Genomic DNA, 17,018 nt, shown 5'->3' on the forward strand with positions numbered 1-17,018 from the left:
AAGTTGTTATGGAGGTGGGCTGATGCTAGAAGGAAGAAATATTAGATTTAGACTTATTGAGGAAAACGATGCAGAATTTATTGTTGAATTGAGGTGCGATGAATTTAAAAATAGATATTTATCAGCTGTAAAAAATGATGTGCAAACACAGGTTAATTGGATTAAGGAGTATAAATTTAGAGAAGAAAAAGGCGAAGAATATTATTTTGTTATAGAGGATAAAAATGGATGCAGATTAGGGTGTTTGCGACTTTATGATTTTAGGAATGATTCATTTTGCTGGGGTAGCTGGATAATAAAGGGTGGAAGTCCATCTTGGACTGCAGTCGAATCTGCTTTGCTTGTTTATGAATATGCTTTTTATAAACTAGGGTTTAATAAATCGCATTTTGAAGTACATAAAGAAAATACCAAGGTTGTTAGCTTCCATACAAAATTTGGAGCTAAAATAGTAAGTGAAAATGATACTTTTTTCTTTTTTAATTACTCAAAAGAAGCATATGAAGAAATAAGGGGTAAGTATACTAAATATTTGCCAAAACATAGCACTGCTTTTTGATTACAGGAGGTTATTTTGAAACTTGAATTATGTAGGTTAATTGATTTGCCTAAAATTGCAGATCCGCGAGGGAACCTCACGTTTGTTGAAGGGAATAATCATATCCCTTTTGAAATAAAACGTGTTTTTTATTTGTATGATGTCCCTGGTGGAGAAATGAGGGCCGGGCATAGCAATATTGAATCTGAACAGTTTATTATTGCTATGAGTGGTAGTTTTGACATCACCCTTGATGATGGTTTCGAAAAGAAAACATTCCATATGAACCGTGCCTACTACGGACTCTATATTCCTACAATGATTTGGAGAGAAATTGACAATTTCTCTTCAGGAGCTGTTTGTCTTGCCCTTACGTCTACCACGTATTCCGCTACTGATTACATTCGGGACTATAATCAATTTGTTAATAGTGTAAGGAAATAATCATGAGCGGGTGTATTCCATTTCTTGATCTGAAGGCTTCTTATCTGGAACTTAAAGAGGAGCTGGACGCCGCCTATCATTCTGTTATGGATTCCGGTTGGTATGTTCTTGGCAAAGAGGTTGACGCCTTTGAAGCCGAGTTTGCCTCTTTCTGCGGCGTGCGGCACTGTGTTGGTGTTGGTAACGGCCTGGATGCGTTGCATCTGATCCTGCGGGCCATGGACATCGGGCCAGGTGATGAAGTGATTGTGCCGTCCAATACCTATATTGCCACCTGGTTGGCAGTCTCCTATGCAGGAGCAACTCCGGTGCCGGTGGAACCGGACGAGCAAACCTATAATATCAACAGCACCGGGATTGAGGCGGCAATTACTGCACGTACTAAAGCAATCCTGGCAGTCCATCTGTATGGCCAGCCCGCTGATATGGATCCAATCATTGATATTGCCCGCCGTCACAACCTTAAAGTGATTGAAGATGTTGCTCAGGCCCATGGTGCACGCTACAAGGGGAGACGCACCGGTTCTTTGGGCGATGCGGCGGGTTTTAGCTTTTACCCGGGTAAAAACTTTGGTGCCTTCGGAGACGGAGGGGCCGTAACAACCAACGATGCCGGTCTTGCCGAACGTATTCGAACGTTGCGTAACTACGGTTCAAAGGTTAAATACCACAACGAGCAGAAAGGCTTTAATTCTCGCCTTGACGAGCTGCAAGCTGCTTTGCTGCGTGTTAAATTGAAATACCTGGACAGTTGGAATGCGCGTCGCGAGATACTTGCTGGAAAATATATGCTGGCTCTACAGGCTACAGGATTACAGCTGCCTTCTGTCCCTGAATGGGCGCAGCCGGTTTGGCATCTATTTGTTATTGGATGCAGCAACCGTGAGCAGCTGCAGCAGCAGCTCACTGAAGCAGGGATCGGGACGATGATTCATTATCCGGTTCCTCCTCACCTGCAACCGGCCTATGCCGAGCTTGGCCTCAAGGAGGGTAGTTTCCCTATCTCTGAGCGTATTCATAACACCGTACTCAGCCTTCCAATGTGGCCACAGATGGATGAAAACCATATTCAGACGGTGATAGATGTCCTGCAAGAGATCAGCTTATGCAGGCGAAGCCATTGAGTGCCAATGCGCTTTGAAGTAAATCCTTCCGCACCCCGTTAAGCCCGCTCCCATGGGGATGGCCCCTCGCCTTATGGGGGGCTTGATTTTATGCAATTTGAAGGTTTTTGTTGCGTATTGCATAAAATTGACGTAAGTTAGCCGCTATGTTTGCCAGAACCATCACACCAACCCTGCTATCCCTTGCAACGGAATTTCCAGTTGTTACGATTACCGGCCCTCGTCAGAGTGGTAAGACAACCCTGTGCTGTACAACCTTTCCTGATAAACCCTATATCAATCTTGAACAACCCGAAACACGTCAGTTTGCCAAGGAAGATCCCAAGGGCTTCCTGGCGACAATCCCTGATGGCGCTGTCCTTGATGAGATTCAGCGTGTGCCTGACCTCCTCTCGTATATTCAGGTGCTGGTTGATGATAAACCGGCGGCAGGCCGGTTTATTCTGACCGGTAGCCAGCAGTTTGAAGTGATGAATACCATCAGTCAGTCCCTGGCGGGCAGGACGGCGCTTTTAAAACTGTTGCCACTCAGTATCGAAGAGCTGACAACTGCGGGTGTTACCGCTTCTTCCAGCCAGCTCATTCTGAACGGCTTCTATCCCCGTATCCATAGCCAGCGGCTTAATCCGACGCGTGTGCTCAGTGACTATTTTGAGACCTATGTCGAGCGGGATCTCCGCCAGTTGGTCACGCTGAAAAATCTCGGCCTGTTTGAAAAGTTTGTTCGTTTGTGCGCCGGAAGAGTCGGGCAGCTTCTTAACCTGCAAGGCCTGGGGGCGGAAGTTGGCGTTTCTCATTCAACGGCACGCGAATGGTTGACTTTGCTTGAGGCCAGCTATGTTGTGTTTCAGCTGCGACCCTGGCACAGCAACATTTCAAAGCGATTGATCAAGTCTCCAAAACTCTATTTCTATGATGTTGGGCTTGCAAGTTATCTGCTGGGGCTGGAAACTGAGTCGCAGGTGGGGAGAGACCCTTTACGCGGCAATCTCTTTGAAAATATGGCGATCATTGAGGCCCTTAAATATTGTTACAACCGGGGCAAAAAGGGGGCAGCCTCTTTTTACCGGGATAGCAACGGCAATGAAGTGGACCTAGTGATGGAGGTCGGGCCGGACCTGTTTCCCGTTGAGATTAAATCAGCCGAAACCATAGTGCCGGAATTTTTTAAAGGGCTTGTGTCGTTCTCGAAGATAGCCCCTAAAGTACTGCTTGGCGCTGGTCTGGTGTATGGCGGGACTGAACAGCAGAAGCGTACAGCCGGAGATGTCTGGCCGGTTGCCAGGATGCATGAGATGCTGGATGGCGTCTATTGCCGTGAGGCAGTATGAAAATCCTGATCATCAAGACCTCTTCCCTGGGGGATATCATCCATGCCTTGCCGGTGCTGGAGTATCTCCGGCAGGCGGAGCCCGCTGCAACCATTGACTGGGTGGTGGACGAGGCGTTTGTTGATCTGGTGTCCGGTAACCCGTTGATCAACCGTGTGCTGCTGGTTGCCTTCCGGCGCTGGAAAAAGGCTCCCTTTGCCCGGCGTACCAGGCAGGAGCTGATGTCGTTTGTCAAGACACTGCGGCAGGAACACTACGACCTGATCTTTGACCTGCAGGGCAACCTCAAGAGCGGCTTGGTCTGCGCTTTTGGACGTGCCCCGGTGAAGGTCGGCTTCAGCAGGGCGCATCAGCAGGAACGTCTCAATGCCCTCTTCACGAACCGCAAGGTCGGCTTTCTTCCGCCGGACAAAAATGCCGGTCAGCGTTACCTGCGGATTGTGAGTGCCCCCTTTGCCCTGCCCCCCGAGTCGGTTGTCCCCCATGGCGATATTTATACCTCCCCTGAGGACAATGCCCACGCACAGCAGATGATTGGTGGGACGGCGGGGCCCCCCCTGCTGCTGTTCCATAACGGCACCACCTGGACAACCAAGCTCTGGTATGCAGAGGGCTGGAAGCAGCTGGCAGACGCCCTGCTGCTGCGTTATCCCCAGGCCACAATCCTGCTGTCATGGGGCACTGCGGAAGAGCACATGCTTGCAGAGGAGATTGCCCGCCATATCGGTGGCCGTGCCGTTGTGCTCGGTAAGATGTCGCTCAAACAGTTTGTGGCGGTGTTGAAGCGGGCCGATCTGGTGGTGGGGGGCGATACCGGGCCGATCCATCTGGCCGCTGCTGTGGGGACGCCAACCGTCTCCTTCTACCGTTGTACGGATGGCTCGTTGAACGGGCCGCTGGGAAGAGATCATTTGATTGTGCAATCGCCATTGCCCTGTACCAAGTGTCTGCGCAAGAGCTGCGAACGGGATGAGGAGTGTAGGAAGAGCATCAGCGTCAAGGCCATGCTGGCCGCAGCGGAGTCCTGCCTTGACCACGGAAAAGCGGCAGCCCTGTGAAGATCGCACTGGTCAGACTTTCATCCCTGGGAGACATCGTCCTGTCTATGGCCTCATTGCAGGTGATCAGGCAGGCCTTTCCTGACTGCCGGATCACCTGGGTCACGGACCAGAGGTTTGCCGGTCTGCTTGACTGCCAGCCGGATGTTGAGCAGGTCATTGCCCTTGACCTGAAGGGGATCAAGAAACGTCCCAGCTGGTCCGGTCTGGTCGCGCAGTTTCAGGCCTTGCGTTCCGCCGGTCCGTTTGACCGGGTAATCGATCTGCATGGCATGATCAAGTCCGCGGTTGTGGGGTCGCTGCTGGGGGGCAGGCAAGACGGTTTTGCCAGGTCATGCCGGAAGGAGGCGCTGGCCGGTCTTTGGTACCGCGAGGCCTATAGCATTCCCTATGACCTGCCGGCCACCGTGCGCTATACCCTGCTTGTCTGCAGGGCCCTGGGCATCGCCTGCAGCCCTGCAGAGGCGGCGTCCTATCCGCAACGCCCGTACATGCATTGGCAGAAACGTGATGAAGCGGTGCTGGAACCCTATCTGAGCGACCAGGCAAAAAATGTGCTGATCGTACCGGGAACCAGTGCAGCTAACAAGAATTACCCGCCGGAGCGGTTTGCAGCCGTGGCCAACCTGTTGAAGCTGAACCTGCTCGTCTGCCATGGTAATGACGCCGAGTATGCGGCTGCGCTGACCATTGCCGGGCATGCCCCCCACGTCAGGGTGCTGCCGCGGCTTCGCCTGGGGGAACTCAAGGCGCTGGCCGGTCGCATGGATCTGGTGATTGGCGGCGATTCCGGGCCGACGCACCTCGCATTGGCCAGTGGCGTGCCGTCGATCACGCTGTTTGGTGCAACACCGGTCTGCTTTACGCCCGGTCTGCGGAACAGGGTGATCAAGACCGCTACGGTGCCGAATCTGCTGAAGCCGGATCCCCGTGACCTTTCCGTGACAGAGATACCGGCCGGTCAGATTGCCGAGCTGGCTGTTGAACTGCTTTCAGGGGAGGTGAACAGGTGCAGCCTGTAGCGGGACATGAACAGATCTTCAGCCGGACGGCCCTGCTGCTGGGAGCGGCAGGGCTGGAGCGTCTGACCGCTGCACGGGTAGCGGTGATCGGTATTGGCGGGGTGGGGAGCTATGCGGCAGAGGCGCTGGCCAGAGCCGGTGTGGGCAACCTGACGCTGCTGGACGGCGACGTGGTGCAGGCCAGCAACATCAACCGTCAACTGCATGCCTTGACCAGCACGGTCGGACAGGCCAAGACGGCGATCATGGCGGAGCGGCTGCTGCAGATCAACCCGGAACTTCAGATTGTTCACCAGCAGGTCGTGCTTACGCCGGATAACGCCGGCGCCCTGCTGGCTTGCGGCTACGACCTGGTGCTGGATGCGATTGACAGCTTCAGCGCCAAGGTTGCCCTGATTCAGGGTTGTCTGGCGGCCGGTATTCCGGTGATTTCCAGTATGGGGGCAGCAGGCAAGCTTGATCCGGCACGGGTGCAGCTGGCTGACATCAGCGCAAGCCACGGGTGCCGTCTTGCCCGCAAACTGCGCAAGGAGCTGCGTCGCAGGGGTATTGCCCGTGGTGTGACGGTGGTCTACTCCGATGAAGCCTGCCAGTTTGAGCAGCTGGGACAGCCGGAAACAGACGGGGACTCCCGCCGTCCGCTGGGCAGCATCTCCTATCTGCCTGCCATCTTCGGCCTGCATATGGCTGCTGCAGCCGTCCGGCGGTTAACAGGCTGTTAAAAAACTACAACGGTGCCTGCCTACTGCGTTACGTGGTGCTTGTTCCCTCGCCTAACTGTCTAACTGTCTGTTCAGCCTCAGCCGCTGTGCTTCGCGTGCCTTGTGGCCATGCGCCCTCATAACGTTTCTCAATAGTCTGTTGAGCGGCTAGCCGTGCCGGTGTCTCCGGACTGAAACCGGCATTATGCAGCCGGTGCTTCTGAAACGGTTTCAGCCTGCTGTTCGACCCCGTTGCGTCCCCGTTCCTTTACCAGATAGAGCGCCTCGTCAGCCCGTTTCAGGAGGGTTTCCGGTGTGTCGCCGGCCCGCACCTCGGCTACGCCGATGGAAAGGGTTACCTTGAACTCGGTCCCATCCAGCAGGAAACGGCTTTCGCGCAGATTGCTGCAGAGTTTTTCAGCCAGGACGGTAGCAGGCTTGAGGCTGGCTTTGATCAGTAGCAGGGCAAATTCGTCCCCGCCGAAGCGGGCCAGAAAATCACTTTCCCGCAGGGAGGTCTTGATCTTGAATGCCACCCCCTTCAGGATCCGGTCGCCGGCCTGGTGACCATGGCTGTCGTTGATGTTCTTGAAGTAATCCACATCAATCATCATCAGTGAGAACGGCTCGTTGTAGCGCTGGTGCAGCAGGATCATTTCCAGCAGTTTTTCATCAAAATAGGCCCGGTTGGCAAGCTGGGTCAGACCATCAATCCGCACGGCGGTCTTCAGGGTCTCAATCTGTTCACGCTGGGTTGCAAGTATTGCGTGAGAACTGGCAAGCTCTCCCTTCAACAGACTGTTGCTGGCGATGACCCGGTCAATTTCGGCAATCAGCAACGCGTGGGCGGCGGCAAGGTCGCTGGGCAGGCCGGTCTGATCAATTGTTGCACGGACCTCGTTTAAGGCGTGGGAGGAGTCATTGGCGGCCTGGTCGGTGCGTTGGATGACCGACGCGAGTGAGAGCAGGATGCTGCGGATGGTCTGGGCTGAATCGCTGATCTGCTGTTCGCGCGGGTCAACCTGCCCGGCCGGCGGTGTCTCCACCCCTCGCCGGGCCTTGGCAAGATCTGATCTTTTCTCGAAATAGTTGACGAGGGCGCTGAACGGTGCGGTAACAATCTGCCCGATCAGGTCCAGCACGTAATTGATGCCGTCAGACTTCAGCATCCGTGCGAAGGGGTGCAGCATCAGTCCAACAATCAGCCCGCCGCTAAAGATAAACCAGCTCATCGTCTGCTCTCCCGGAGGATATTCAATTTTCAGTCATGAAATGCTGCTCGTAGAGGTCCTCAAGGCGCTGCAGATGCAATGACTCCTCGGCCTTGAGGCGGGCAAACAGGACTGCCATGGGGGCACCTGCGCATCCGTCGGCAACACGACCATAAAAATCGACAGCCCCCTTTTCCAGATGGATGGCATAGGCCAACGCCTCCCGGACTCCGGACTCCGGGCCAAGATCCTGCTGTTTCAGGACATAGTCGAGATTCATGCTGGGGATCTCACGCAGCATCTCGTCACTGCTGCTCACCTGCCCCTCAACCAGTGCCTTTTCCAGTTGGTACTTGTGGTTGAGTTCGTCCAGGGCATTTTCCCGCAAAATCTCCTTTGCCCCCTTGTTCTGCACCGCCTTGAGTGCGCGCAGATAGTTGCGGAACCCTTCCTCTTCCATGCTGATGGCGGTTTCCAGTGCTCCTTCAAAGGTGTAACAGGTTATTGCATCGCTCATTGATTAAACCTCCATGAAGTAGTGACGACGGCTCATACCGTACCATCTTTTCCAAAGAATGCCAGTTTCTTAAGGGGTAGAGACCTCTGCGCCGATCACGCGGATCGCTTCGTAGATAACCGCGTCATACTTGTCCTGACTGATGGCCAGGGCAACGGCAGGGATCCGCAGGAGTGATTTGACAAAACCGAAACGCACATCACGGGGCAGCAGCGCAATGTAGTTGACCAGGTGCTGCTCCTGGTCAGGCTCAAGCTGCGGCGTTAACTGCAGCGTGGTAAGCAGGTCGTTGATGGTGGCTGCCTGGACATCATCACGCTGTGCGGCTGCCCGCTGGGCGGCGTTGTCCCAGTCATCAAGCACCTCCCGGGCCGTCAGGGGACGCCCCTCGCGGTCTGCAAGCCAGCGCATGAAGGTGATTGCCGCCTCTTTGCCGATGATACCGGCATAGACCTCCATGGCCAGGTCACCCGGAAAGCGGCAGTGCCGGCGCAGGGTGCTGACCATCTCCCAGCCACGTTCGGTCGGCTCGACCTGCATATCCATGGCAGCACCCTGTTTGGCCAGCAGGGCGCTGTTGCCGGCCAGAAAACCGCGTACCTCGCTGTCCAGTTCACGGCTGGCGGCATAACGTGCCCAGCACTGGAAATCGCTCTCAACATAGAGCATCACCATCCGGTCAATCAGGGCGCGGTCAAGGGTGGCAACCTGGTAGGTGCCGTCCGGCGGGTTGATGGTGACTACCACCTTGTGGCGGGTGGCGAGACGGTGGGTATGCAGGGCACGCTGCAACCCTTCGGTGGGCGGCTCCACAAACTGGAAGATCGCCTGCAGGGTGTCCTCCTGCTGCGCCCGGTTCAGCTCATCACAGTGCACCAGCGTCGGCGGGGCTTCATCCTCAGGCCACCAGGAAGGGCGGGACCAGTGCATGACATTGTCTTCGCGAAACGGGATGCCAACCAGATCCCCTACTTCCATCTGTCCCAGGCGCAGGGGGGCATAGCGCCAGCCGATCTCCCGGCAGACCTGCACAATTCCGGCTGTCTTGCCGACCCCCCGGTGTCCTACCACGCAGGGCGTCAGGTCGGTTCTGGTCAGGATCTCTTTCAAAACGAGCTTCATCTGTTCAATATTCATACCGCAGCAGCCTCCTTGCATCGAGTCTGAAATGATAGATGAAAGAGTGGATTGGTTCAAGCGCTATTGGACTAATTTGCTCTTTTTACATTGCTTTCTTGTTGTTCGTGTATTCTGTGCTACATAGATGCAAACAGAAACGATACGGACAGAAAAGATAAGGATACCTGTCATGACTGATGCCGTTTCAGACCGTTGGGGCCTGCGCCAGATTCTGGCCCTGGTGCTGCTGGTTGCCGCTTCACTGCTGGGTAATGTCCTGGCTCCGCAGCTTTTTACCGGCTTTAACTATCTGCTGGGCAGTATCGGCGTGATGCTGGTGTTGCGGCTGTTCGGCATTGTGCCGGCTCTGTGTGCGGCCTTGCTTGCTGCGGCGTGGTGCAAACAGCTTTTCGGACATTATTATCCACTGCTCTGGCTGGGGCTGGAGCCGCTCTTTGTCTGGTTCTGGTTAAAGCGGCGCCCGCAGGACAGCCTGATCATGGCAGATCTGTTCTACTGGCTGGCTGCCGGTCTGCCGTTGCTTGTTTTTGTGTTTATTGCCCTGCTTAAGGTCGCAGCCCTGGGAACCGCTGCTGCGGCACTGATGTATTTGACCATTGGCGTTACCAATGCCCTGGTCGCCACGCTGCTGCTCAGCCAGCTTGCTCTTGAACAACGGGTCTGGCCGCAGCGCCCTGTTGCTACGGTGAGCATTTCCCAACTGATCTTTCAGGTCTTGATGCTGGCTGTTGTGCTGCCGGCCCTGCTGGTGCTGGTGCTGGTGGGCAGGAGCCGTGAGGCGGCCGTAAAACAGAAGATGTTTGATACCCTTGAGATCAAGGCCCGGCAGATCGGGCAGGAGGTGCGTCAAAAGATCTTTCATGATGTCTATCCTGCGGTCTTTGGTCAGGAACAGCGTACGCGGCTGGATCTGGCGGCCGTTACGAAGGTGCTGAAGGACATTCAGCCCAATCGGGATGTGCAGCTGCACCTGCTGGCCAATCAGGGCGAGGTGATCGCCTCCACCGACCAGACGGTCGCCGGGCTGCCCGGCTATGATCCGTTGAGCATGGGGGCCACCCGTCCAACCGACCGGGAACAGCTCTACCAGCGTATGCCGCCTAATAACCCGCCGGTGCCGCTCTGGCAGCGGGCGGGGAGAAGTGCCTTTATCCGTGTTAATCATTTTCCCGGGACAACGGTCTATGCCGTTGCAGAGACCCGTTTTGCCCCGTACCAGGCCCAGATCCTCAAGGGACATCGTAATGCCCTTGCCGCGCTGCTGCTGTATCTGGCCGTCGGCGCCGTGCTGGCTTCACTGGTGGCACGCAAAATTGCAACACCTCTGGAGCTGTTGTCAAAAACCACGACTGACCTGCCGGGCAAGCTGGTGTCCGAAGATCTTATCTGGCCTGACAGCACGATCGTTGAGATCGGAAGTCTTGTTGAGAATGCCCGCCAGATGGCCCGTACGCTGGGCAGCCAGTTCCGGGAGATTGCCCGGATCAACTCTGAGCTTGAAGAGCGTGTTGAGCTGCGGACCCATGAGCTGCGTGAAAGCAACCAGTCGTTACGCCGTGAGATTGATGAGCGGATTACCGCAGAACGCCAGCGTGATCATTTGATGGATGAGCTGACCATCCAGCTCCGCTTCCTGCAGACCCTGATGGATGCCATCCCCAACCCGCTCTATTTCAAGGATACCAGGGGGCATTACCAGGGCTTTAACCAGGCCTTCGGACAGGCGCTGGGCGTTGTCCGCGAGCAGGTTATCGGTAAGAGCGCTGATGCGCTTTACCCTCCCGAAATTGCCGCGTTCCATCGTGACAAGGACGCTCAGCTCTTCACTGATGGGGGAATGCAACAGTATGAAACAGATCTGATCTATGCCGACAGGAGGCCACATACGATCATAGTCAACAAGGCCACCTACCACAGCCTGTCCGGCGAGCTGGCAGGCCTGATCGGTGTCTTTGTTGATATCACGGAACGGAAACAGGCCGAACTGGAACGTGACCGCCTGATGCGTGAACTGGAGGCCAAGAACAACGAGCTGGAGGGGATTATCTACGTTGCATCACATGATCTGCGCTCGCCGCTGGTTAATATTCAGGGTTTCAGTCGTAAACTGGCAAAAAACTTCACGGTACTCAGCAAACATCTGACCGGGATCGAGCTGCCGCCGGAGCAACGGGATGAGCTGTTGAAGTTGCTGACCGAGAGTATGCCCCGCTCAGTCGAGTTCATTACCGGCAGCGTCGAGAAGATGGACAGCCTGCTGTCAGGCCTGTTACGGCTCTCCCGGCTGGGGCGTGCCGCCATAGCCATAGAAAACCTTGACATGAATCTCTTAATGAGCAAAATAACTAATTCTCTTGCCTATCAGATTGAATCAGCCGGAGCGCGGATAACCGTCGAAGAGCTGTTGCCCTGTCAGGGGGATGCGGTCCAGATCAGTCAGGTCTTTACCAACCTGCTGGATAATGCAATCAAGTACCGCATGCCGGAGCGGCCCCTTGAGGTGCTGATCTCAAGCACCGTCTGCGATGATGGAATCCGGTACTGTGTCAGGGATAACGGTATCGGTATCCCGTCTGACTATCAGGAACAGGTCTGGGAGATCTTCCATCGCATCAACCCGCGTGATATTCCGGGAGAAGGGCTGGGACTGACCGCCTCCCGCAGGATACTGGACCGTTTGAACGGTGCTATCTGGCTTGAATCCGAGGAAGGCGCCGGGAGCAGTTTTTTTGTCAGGCTGCCTGCTCAACGGGGGCTGAAAGGATGATTCAGACGCTCATGGAAAAACTGGCCAAAAGTGAAGTTACCATTCTGATTGCCGAGGATGATGACGGGCATGCCGAGCTGATTGTTGACAACCTGCGGGAAGCCGGTCTGACCAACGCCATTATCCGTTTCCGGGATGGGCAGGAGGTCTTGGATTTTCTGACCGGCGAGCCGGGGGCACCGGAAACCCGCCAGAGCGGTACCGCCTATCTGCTGCTGCTGGATATCCGCATGCCGCGGGTGGACGGGGTTGAGGTGCTGCGGCGTGTCAAGGCGGTGCCTGAACTGCATAAGATGCCGGTGATCATGCTGACCACCACCGATGACCCCCGCGAGGTTCAGAACTGCTACGAGCTCGGCTGCAGCTGCTATATCACCAAGCCGGTTGATTATGACCGCTTCTCAGAGATGCTGCACCGGCTGGGGCTGTTCCTGATGGTGGTGCAGGTGCCGGATATTAACGGAAAGGCATGACATTCTATGTGTGGTATTGTTGGTTATATCGGTGAACAAGAGGCAACTCCGATCATTTTTGAGGGACTGCGCAAGCTGGAATACCGCGGCTACGATTCTGCCGGTATCGCTACGCTGCAGCCTGATGGTATTGCGGTGCGTCGCAGTGAAGGCAAGTTGCTTAATCTGGAGAAGCTGCTGCGGGAGCAGCCGCTGGCCGGTTCCATCGGCATCGGCCATACCCGCTGGGCCACCCATGGACGTCCTTCCGAGACCAACGCCCATCCCCACCGGGCCGGTTCCATTGTGGTGGTACATAACGGCATTATTGAAAACTACCTTGGCCTGAAGGAACAGCTGCAGGCGGCAGGACACGAGTTTTCCAGCCAGACCGATACCGAGGTGATCGCCCATCTGGTGGAGGAACGTCTGAAAACAGCCGGTTCCTTTGAGGTTGCGGTCCGTACCGCCCTGCAGGAGCTGCAGGGGGCCTTTGCGGTCTGCATCCTCTGCAAGGATCAACCTGACACCCTGATTGCAGCCAAGGTCGGTTCACCGATGGTGGTCGGGCTGGGGCAGGGCGAGTTTTTTGTTGCCTCCGATATCCCTGCCATCCTGGCCCATACCCGTGAGATGGTCTTCATGGAGGATGGCGAGCTGGCGGTCTTTAATGATCGGTCAGCCCGTTTCTCCACCATTGCCGGAGCGCCGCTGGAGAAGAAGGCACGGCATATCGACTGGTCGCCCCTGATGGCGGAAAAAGGGGGCTACAAGCATTTCATGCTGAAGGAGATCCACGAGCAGCCCCGGGCGGTGCGGGATACGATTGCCGGGCGTTTGCAAGAGCAACAGGGGGATGTCTATCTGGAGGACCTGGGCTACGCTGACGCTGCTCTGCAGACCGTGCAGCGGATGGTCATCGTGGCCTGCGGCACCTCCTGGCATGCCGCCCTGACCGGCAAGTTTCTGATTGAAGGGCACTGCCGTATCCCGGTTGAGATCGATATCGCCTCGGAATTCCGCTACCGCAGTCCGGTGATTGATGAAAAAACGTTGGTGATGGTCATCTCCCAATCAGGCGAAACCGCTGATACCCTGGCAGCCCTGCGGGAGGCCAAGAAGCTGGGGGCCATGAACCTGGCCATCTGCAACGTGCTGGATTCCTCCATTGCCCGTGACGCCGCCGGGGTGATCTATACCCATGCCGGTCCGGAGATCGGGGTGGCCTCCACCAAGGCCTTTGTGACCCAGTTAACCGCGCTCTATCTGTTTACCATCCGCCTTGGCCGGGCCATCGGCCGGTTGAGTGTGTCAGAGGGGCAGCAGATGATTGCCGATCTGAAGAAGGTGCCGGAACTGCTGGAGCAGACCCTGAAACTGAACGGCCAGACCGAAAAGATCGCCCGCCAGTACATGAACGCCCGTGATTTTCTCTACCTGGGCCGGGGCAGAAACTTCCCGATCGCCCTGGAAGGTGCGCTCAAACTGAAGGAGATCTCCTACATCCACGCGGAAGGGTATCCTGCCGGCGAGATGAAGCATGGCCCGATCGCCCTGATTGATGAGCATGTGCCGGTGGTGGTGCTGGTGCCGAAGAATAGTACCTACGAAAAGACCGTCTCCAACATGGAAGAGGTGGTCGCGCGCAGCGGCCGGGTGATCGCCCTCTGCAGCGAAGGTGACCGTGAGGTGCAGGATAAGGCCGAGGCAACGCTGGAACTGCCTGAGCTCAGTGACGACCTTGATCCGATCCTGCTGTCGGTGCCGTTGCAGCTGCTGGCCTACCATATTGCCGTATTAAAAGGTACTGACGTGGATCAACCACGCAACCTTGCCAAGAGCGTGACGGTGGAATAGGCGATGCGAGTAAGTAATATGCGTGTAAGCCACCGGCTGGTGCTGGTGGCTTTTTTTACCATCCTGCTGACCGGCAGCTGGCTCACTTGGGAGATAGATGCGGTTGACCCTCCGGCGGCCTCTCCAACGGACAAGGCGCAGGAGGATCTTTCCCGGATTGAATACCCCAGCCAGAAAGGGATGCGCTGGCATCCCCACTTTGTACTTCCGAATGAAACACTGGAATCGCTCTACGGCAATGATTGGGTCTGGGTGGCCCGTTTCAACCGGGTTGACCGGCGGCATGTCTACCCCGGCATGACCATCAAGGAACCGGAGCGGATGGAGGATATCAGGGGGTATGTGCCCCTGCCGAAAGAACTGCCCGCTGCAAAGCCCCATCGTAAATATATCCTGCTGGATCTGACGGAACAGTGGATTGGTGCCTATGAGCGCGGTGTGCTGAAGTTCTCCATGCCTGCAGCCACCGGTAAGGCCGGCACCGAAACCCCAGTCGGCACTTTCAGGATCAGCGCCCGCCATCAGACCCACACCTCTTCACTGTACAAGATCGACGGTGAAGAAGGAGGGCAGTATCCGATGGATTATGCCCTGCGTTTTCACATTGACGAGAAGAATATCGGCTATTGGATCCATGCCCGCGACCTGCCGGGCCGGCCGGCCTCCCACGGCTGTATTGGCCTGTATGATGAAGAGATGCAGGAACGTACTTTTGGTATGCCGGAAAAGCCTGTTCTGATGGATTCGCGCAAACTGTATGAATGGGCGGTGCCTGACAGTGAATACGGCGATGATTATGGTGATTTTGAAGAGGTGGAGAACGGTCCGGTTCTGGAGGTTCGAGGTGCCCTGCCGGTATACCGCTAGGGAGACAGTGTTTTCTCTTTTCCTTATGATTGCTCTGAGCTAGTATGACCCGTTATTTTATTTCAATTCGAGGCATCTATCTGTGGATAAACTGATTATTAACGGCGGCAGGAAGCTGAAGGGCGAAGTAACGGTCAGCGGCTCCAAAAACGCCTCCCTGCCGATCTGTATCGCTGCGGCCCTGGCTCCCGGGGCCAGCACCATCACCAATGTGCCCCGCCTGCGCGACATCACCACCACGGCAAAACTGCTGGAATCTCTGGGGGCTGTCATCGAGCGCCATGAGAACACCATGCGGATTGATGCCGGCAGTATTAATACCGTTGAGGCTACCTATGATCTGGTCAAGACCATGCGTGCCTCGGTGCTGGTGCTGGGGCCGCTGTTGGCCCGTTTTGGGCGCTCACGGGTCTCGTTGCCCGGCGGCTGCGCCATCGGCGCCCGGCCGATTGATCAGCACTTGAAGGGGTTGAAGGCACTGGGGGCCGAGATCAGGCTTGAACACGGCTATGTTGAGGCGATTGCCAAAAGGGGGCTGAAGGGGGCCCGGATCAACTTTGATGTCTCCACCGTGGGTGGCACCGAACATCTGATGATGGCTGCCGCGATTGCCAAAGGCGAGAGCATACTGGAAAATGCTGCCCGTGAGCCCGAGATCGCTGATCTGGCTGATTATCTGAACCGGATGGGGGCCAAGGTTGAGGGGGCCGGTACTGATACGATCCGCATCCAGGGGGTCTCTGAATTGACCCCGGCAGCCTACGAGGTGATGCCGGACCGGATTGAGGCCGGTACCTTCATGTGTGCTGCTGCCATTACCGGCGGTGATGTCAAGATCAACGGCATGAAGCTGGAGCATCTGGATGCCCTGACCTTCAAGCTGATGGATGCCGGTGTTGAGATCAGCAACCGCGGCGGTCTGGTGCGGGTTAAAGGGCCCAAGCGGCCCCAGGCGGTCAACATCAAGACCCGTCCCTATCCCGGCTTTGCCACTGACATGCAGGCCCAGTTCATGGCGTTGATGTGCGTTGCCGAGGGGGCCAGCGTGATCTCCGAAAACATCTTTGAGAACCGCTTTATGCACGTCTCGGAGCTACTCCGATTTGGTGCTGATATCACGGTGGAGGGTAATTCAGCCACGGTCAAAGGGGTCAAGAAACTGTCCGGTGCGCCGGTCATGGCAACTGACCTGCGGGCCTCGGCCTGCCTGGTGCTGGCCGGCCTGGCAGCTGAAGGGACCACTGAAATCCAGCGGATTTATCATCTGGATCGTGGTTACGAGCGGATCGAAACCAAGCTGGCCGGTTTGGGAGCTGATATCCAGCGGGTGTCCGAACCATGAACAATCAACTGACCATTGCCATCCCCAAGGGACGTATCCTGACCGAGTCGATTGAACTGTTTGGCAAGATCGGCATCCATCTGGAGAGCATGCTGGAGGACTCCCGCAAGCTGATCTTCGAGTATCCTGAGCAGAACCTGCGGGCCCTGATCGTGCGAGCCACTGATGTGCCGACCTATGTGGAGTATGGCTGTGCCGACCTGGGAATTGTGGGCAAGGATACCCTGCTGGAGCAGGACAAGGATCTCTACGAACCGCTGGATCTCAAGTTCGGTTACTGCCGGATGATGGTGGCAGAGCCGGCTAATCTGGCTAAAAGCGATGATCCCGGCCGTTGGTCCCATATCCGTGTAGCCACCAAATATCCCCATGTGGCAGAGAAGTACTTTGCCTCCAAAGGGGTACAGGCCGAGATCATCAAACTGTACGGTTCCATTGAGTTAGGGCCGCTGGTGGGGCTTTCGGAGCGGATTGTGGATCTGGTCTCCACCGGCGAGACCCTGCGTCAGAACGGCCTGGTGGAGGTTGAGACCATTGCAGAGATCACCACCCGGCTGGTGGTGAACCGGGCCTCGCTCAAGACCAAGCATCAGCGGATTCGCGGGATCATTGACGGTCTTGAGCAGGTACTTGCCAACAAGGAGTAA

At 56.0% G+C, this 17,018-nt stretch carries 16 protein-coding genes; 13 read left to right on the forward strand and 3 right to left on the reverse strand.

Translation table 11 applies throughout. The annotated features are described in order from the left end of the window. The first annotated feature begins 22 nt into the window (after nucleotides 1-22). The 7 genes from FY034_RS03345 (at nucleotide 23) to FY034_RS03375 (ending at nucleotide 6,239) form a co-directional block, all read left to right on the forward strand. Entirely contained in the window at nucleotides 23-559 is a 537-nt protein-coding gene (locus FY034_RS03345) for a GNAT family N-acetyltransferase (RefSeq protein WP_265553729.1), read from the forward strand. 15 nt (nucleotides 560-574) lie between these two features. After that, a complete protein-coding gene (locus FY034_RS03350) occupies nucleotides 575-982 on the forward strand; it encodes a sugar 3,4-ketoisomerase (RefSeq protein WP_265553731.1) in 408 nt (135 codons plus the stop codon). A 2-nt stretch (nucleotides 983-984) separates the two neighbouring features. Then, nucleotides 985-2,106 carry a DegT/DnrJ/EryC1/StrS family aminotransferase gene (locus tag FY034_RS03355; protein ID WP_265553733.1) on the forward strand — a complete coding sequence of 374 codons (1,122 nt, stop codon included), beginning with the start codon at nucleotides 985-987 and terminating at the stop codon, nucleotides 2,104-2,106. A gap of 146 nt (nucleotides 2,107-2,252) precedes the next feature. After that, nucleotides 2,253-3,437, forward strand: a complete 1,185-nt coding sequence (locus tag FY034_RS03360) for an ATP-binding protein (RefSeq protein WP_265553735.1) — start codon at nucleotides 2,253-2,255, stop codon at nucleotides 3,435-3,437. Continuing rightward, the gene (waaC, locus tag FY034_RS03365; protein ID WP_265553737.1) at nucleotides 3,434-4,495 is read left to right on the forward strand and encodes a lipopolysaccharide heptosyltransferase I; all 1,062 of its coding nucleotides are present in this window, start codon (nucleotides 3,434-3,436) and stop codon (nucleotides 4,493-4,495) included. Before FY034_RS03360 ends, waaC (FY034_RS03365) begins: the two co-directional genes overlap by 4 nt. Beyond that, the gene (gene waaC, locus FY034_RS03370; protein WP_265553739.1) at nucleotides 4,492-5,517 is read left to right on the forward strand and encodes a lipopolysaccharide heptosyltransferase I; all 1,026 of its coding nucleotides are present in this window, start codon (nucleotides 4,492-4,494) and stop codon (nucleotides 5,515-5,517) included. The genes waaC (FY034_RS03365) and waaC (FY034_RS03370) overlap by 4 nt, the downstream gene beginning before the upstream one ends. Next, entirely contained in the window at nucleotides 5,505-6,239 is a 735-nt protein-coding gene (locus FY034_RS03375; protein ID WP_265553741.1) for a tRNA threonylcarbamoyladenosine dehydratase, read from the forward strand. Before waaC (FY034_RS03370) ends, FY034_RS03375 begins: the two co-directional genes overlap by 13 nt. A 182-nt stretch (nucleotides 6,240-6,421) precedes the next feature. On the opposite strand, the gene FY034_RS03380 is transcribed toward FY034_RS03375, so the two are convergent. The 3 genes from FY034_RS03380 to FY034_RS03390 form a co-directional block, all read right to left on the reverse strand. Further along, nucleotides 6,422-7,450, reverse strand: coding sequence for a GGDEF domain-containing protein (locus FY034_RS03380; RefSeq protein WP_265553742.1), 1,029 nt, complete (start codon nucleotides 7,448-7,450; stop codon nucleotides 6,422-6,424). Nucleotides 7,451-7,472: 22 nt separating this feature from the next. Then, entirely contained in the window at nucleotides 7,473-7,946 is a 474-nt protein-coding gene (locus FY034_RS03385) for a ferritin-like domain-containing protein (RefSeq protein ID WP_265553744.1), read from the reverse strand. Between the two features lie 69 nt (nucleotides 7,947-8,015). Then, a complete protein-coding gene (locus tag FY034_RS03390) occupies nucleotides 8,016-9,083 on the reverse strand; it encodes a hypothetical protein (RefSeq protein ID WP_265553746.1) in 1,068 nt (355 codons plus the stop codon). A 172-nt stretch (nucleotides 9,084-9,255) separates the two neighbouring features. On the opposite strand from FY034_RS03390, the gene FY034_RS03395 reads away from it, so the two are divergent. The 6 genes from FY034_RS03395 to hisG all read left to right on the forward strand — a co-directional run bounded on the left by FY034_RS03395 (nucleotide 9,256) and on the right by hisG (nucleotide 17,018). Beyond that, the gene (locus tag FY034_RS03395) at nucleotides 9,256-11,853 is read left to right on the forward strand and encodes a sensor histidine kinase (RefSeq protein WP_265553748.1); all 2,598 of its coding nucleotides are present in this window, start codon (nucleotides 9,256-9,258) and stop codon (nucleotides 11,851-11,853) included. Next, complete coding sequence (locus FY034_RS03400) at nucleotides 11,850-12,326, forward strand: response regulator (RefSeq protein ID WP_265553750.1); 477 nt, start codon at nucleotides 11,850-11,852, stop codon at nucleotides 12,324-12,326. The genes FY034_RS03395 and FY034_RS03400 overlap by 4 nt, the downstream gene beginning before the upstream one ends. Before the next feature lie 6 nt (nucleotides 12,327-12,332). Continuing rightward, nucleotides 12,333-14,162, forward strand: coding sequence for a glutamine--fructose-6-phosphate transaminase (isomerizing) (gene glmS, locus FY034_RS03405; protein WP_265553752.1), 1,830 nt, complete (start codon nucleotides 12,333-12,335; stop codon nucleotides 14,160-14,162). Between the two features lie 3 nt (nucleotides 14,163-14,165). Next, nucleotides 14,166-15,029, forward strand: a complete 864-nt coding sequence (locus FY034_RS03410) for a L,D-transpeptidase (protein WP_265553754.1) — start codon at nucleotides 14,166-14,168, stop codon at nucleotides 15,027-15,029. A gap of 82 nt (nucleotides 15,030-15,111) precedes the next feature. Continuing rightward, nucleotides 15,112-16,371: a UDP-N-acetylglucosamine 1-carboxyvinyltransferase gene (murA, locus tag FY034_RS03415; RefSeq protein WP_265553756.1), complete on the forward strand. Its 1,260-nt coding sequence runs from the start codon at nucleotides 15,112-15,114 to the stop codon at nucleotides 16,369-16,371. Then, the gene (hisG, locus tag FY034_RS03420; RefSeq protein WP_265553758.1) at nucleotides 16,368-17,018 is read left to right on the forward strand and encodes an ATP phosphoribosyltransferase; all 651 of its coding nucleotides are present in this window, start codon (nucleotides 16,368-16,370) and stop codon (nucleotides 17,016-17,018) included. Before murA ends, hisG begins: the two co-directional genes overlap by 4 nt.

Origin of the sequence: Trichlorobacter lovleyi, from assembly GCF_015239775.1 — a bacterium.
Taxonomy (GTDB): domain Bacteria; phylum Desulfobacterota; class Desulfuromonadia; order Geobacterales; family Pseudopelobacteraceae; genus Trichlorobacter; species Trichlorobacter lovleyi_B.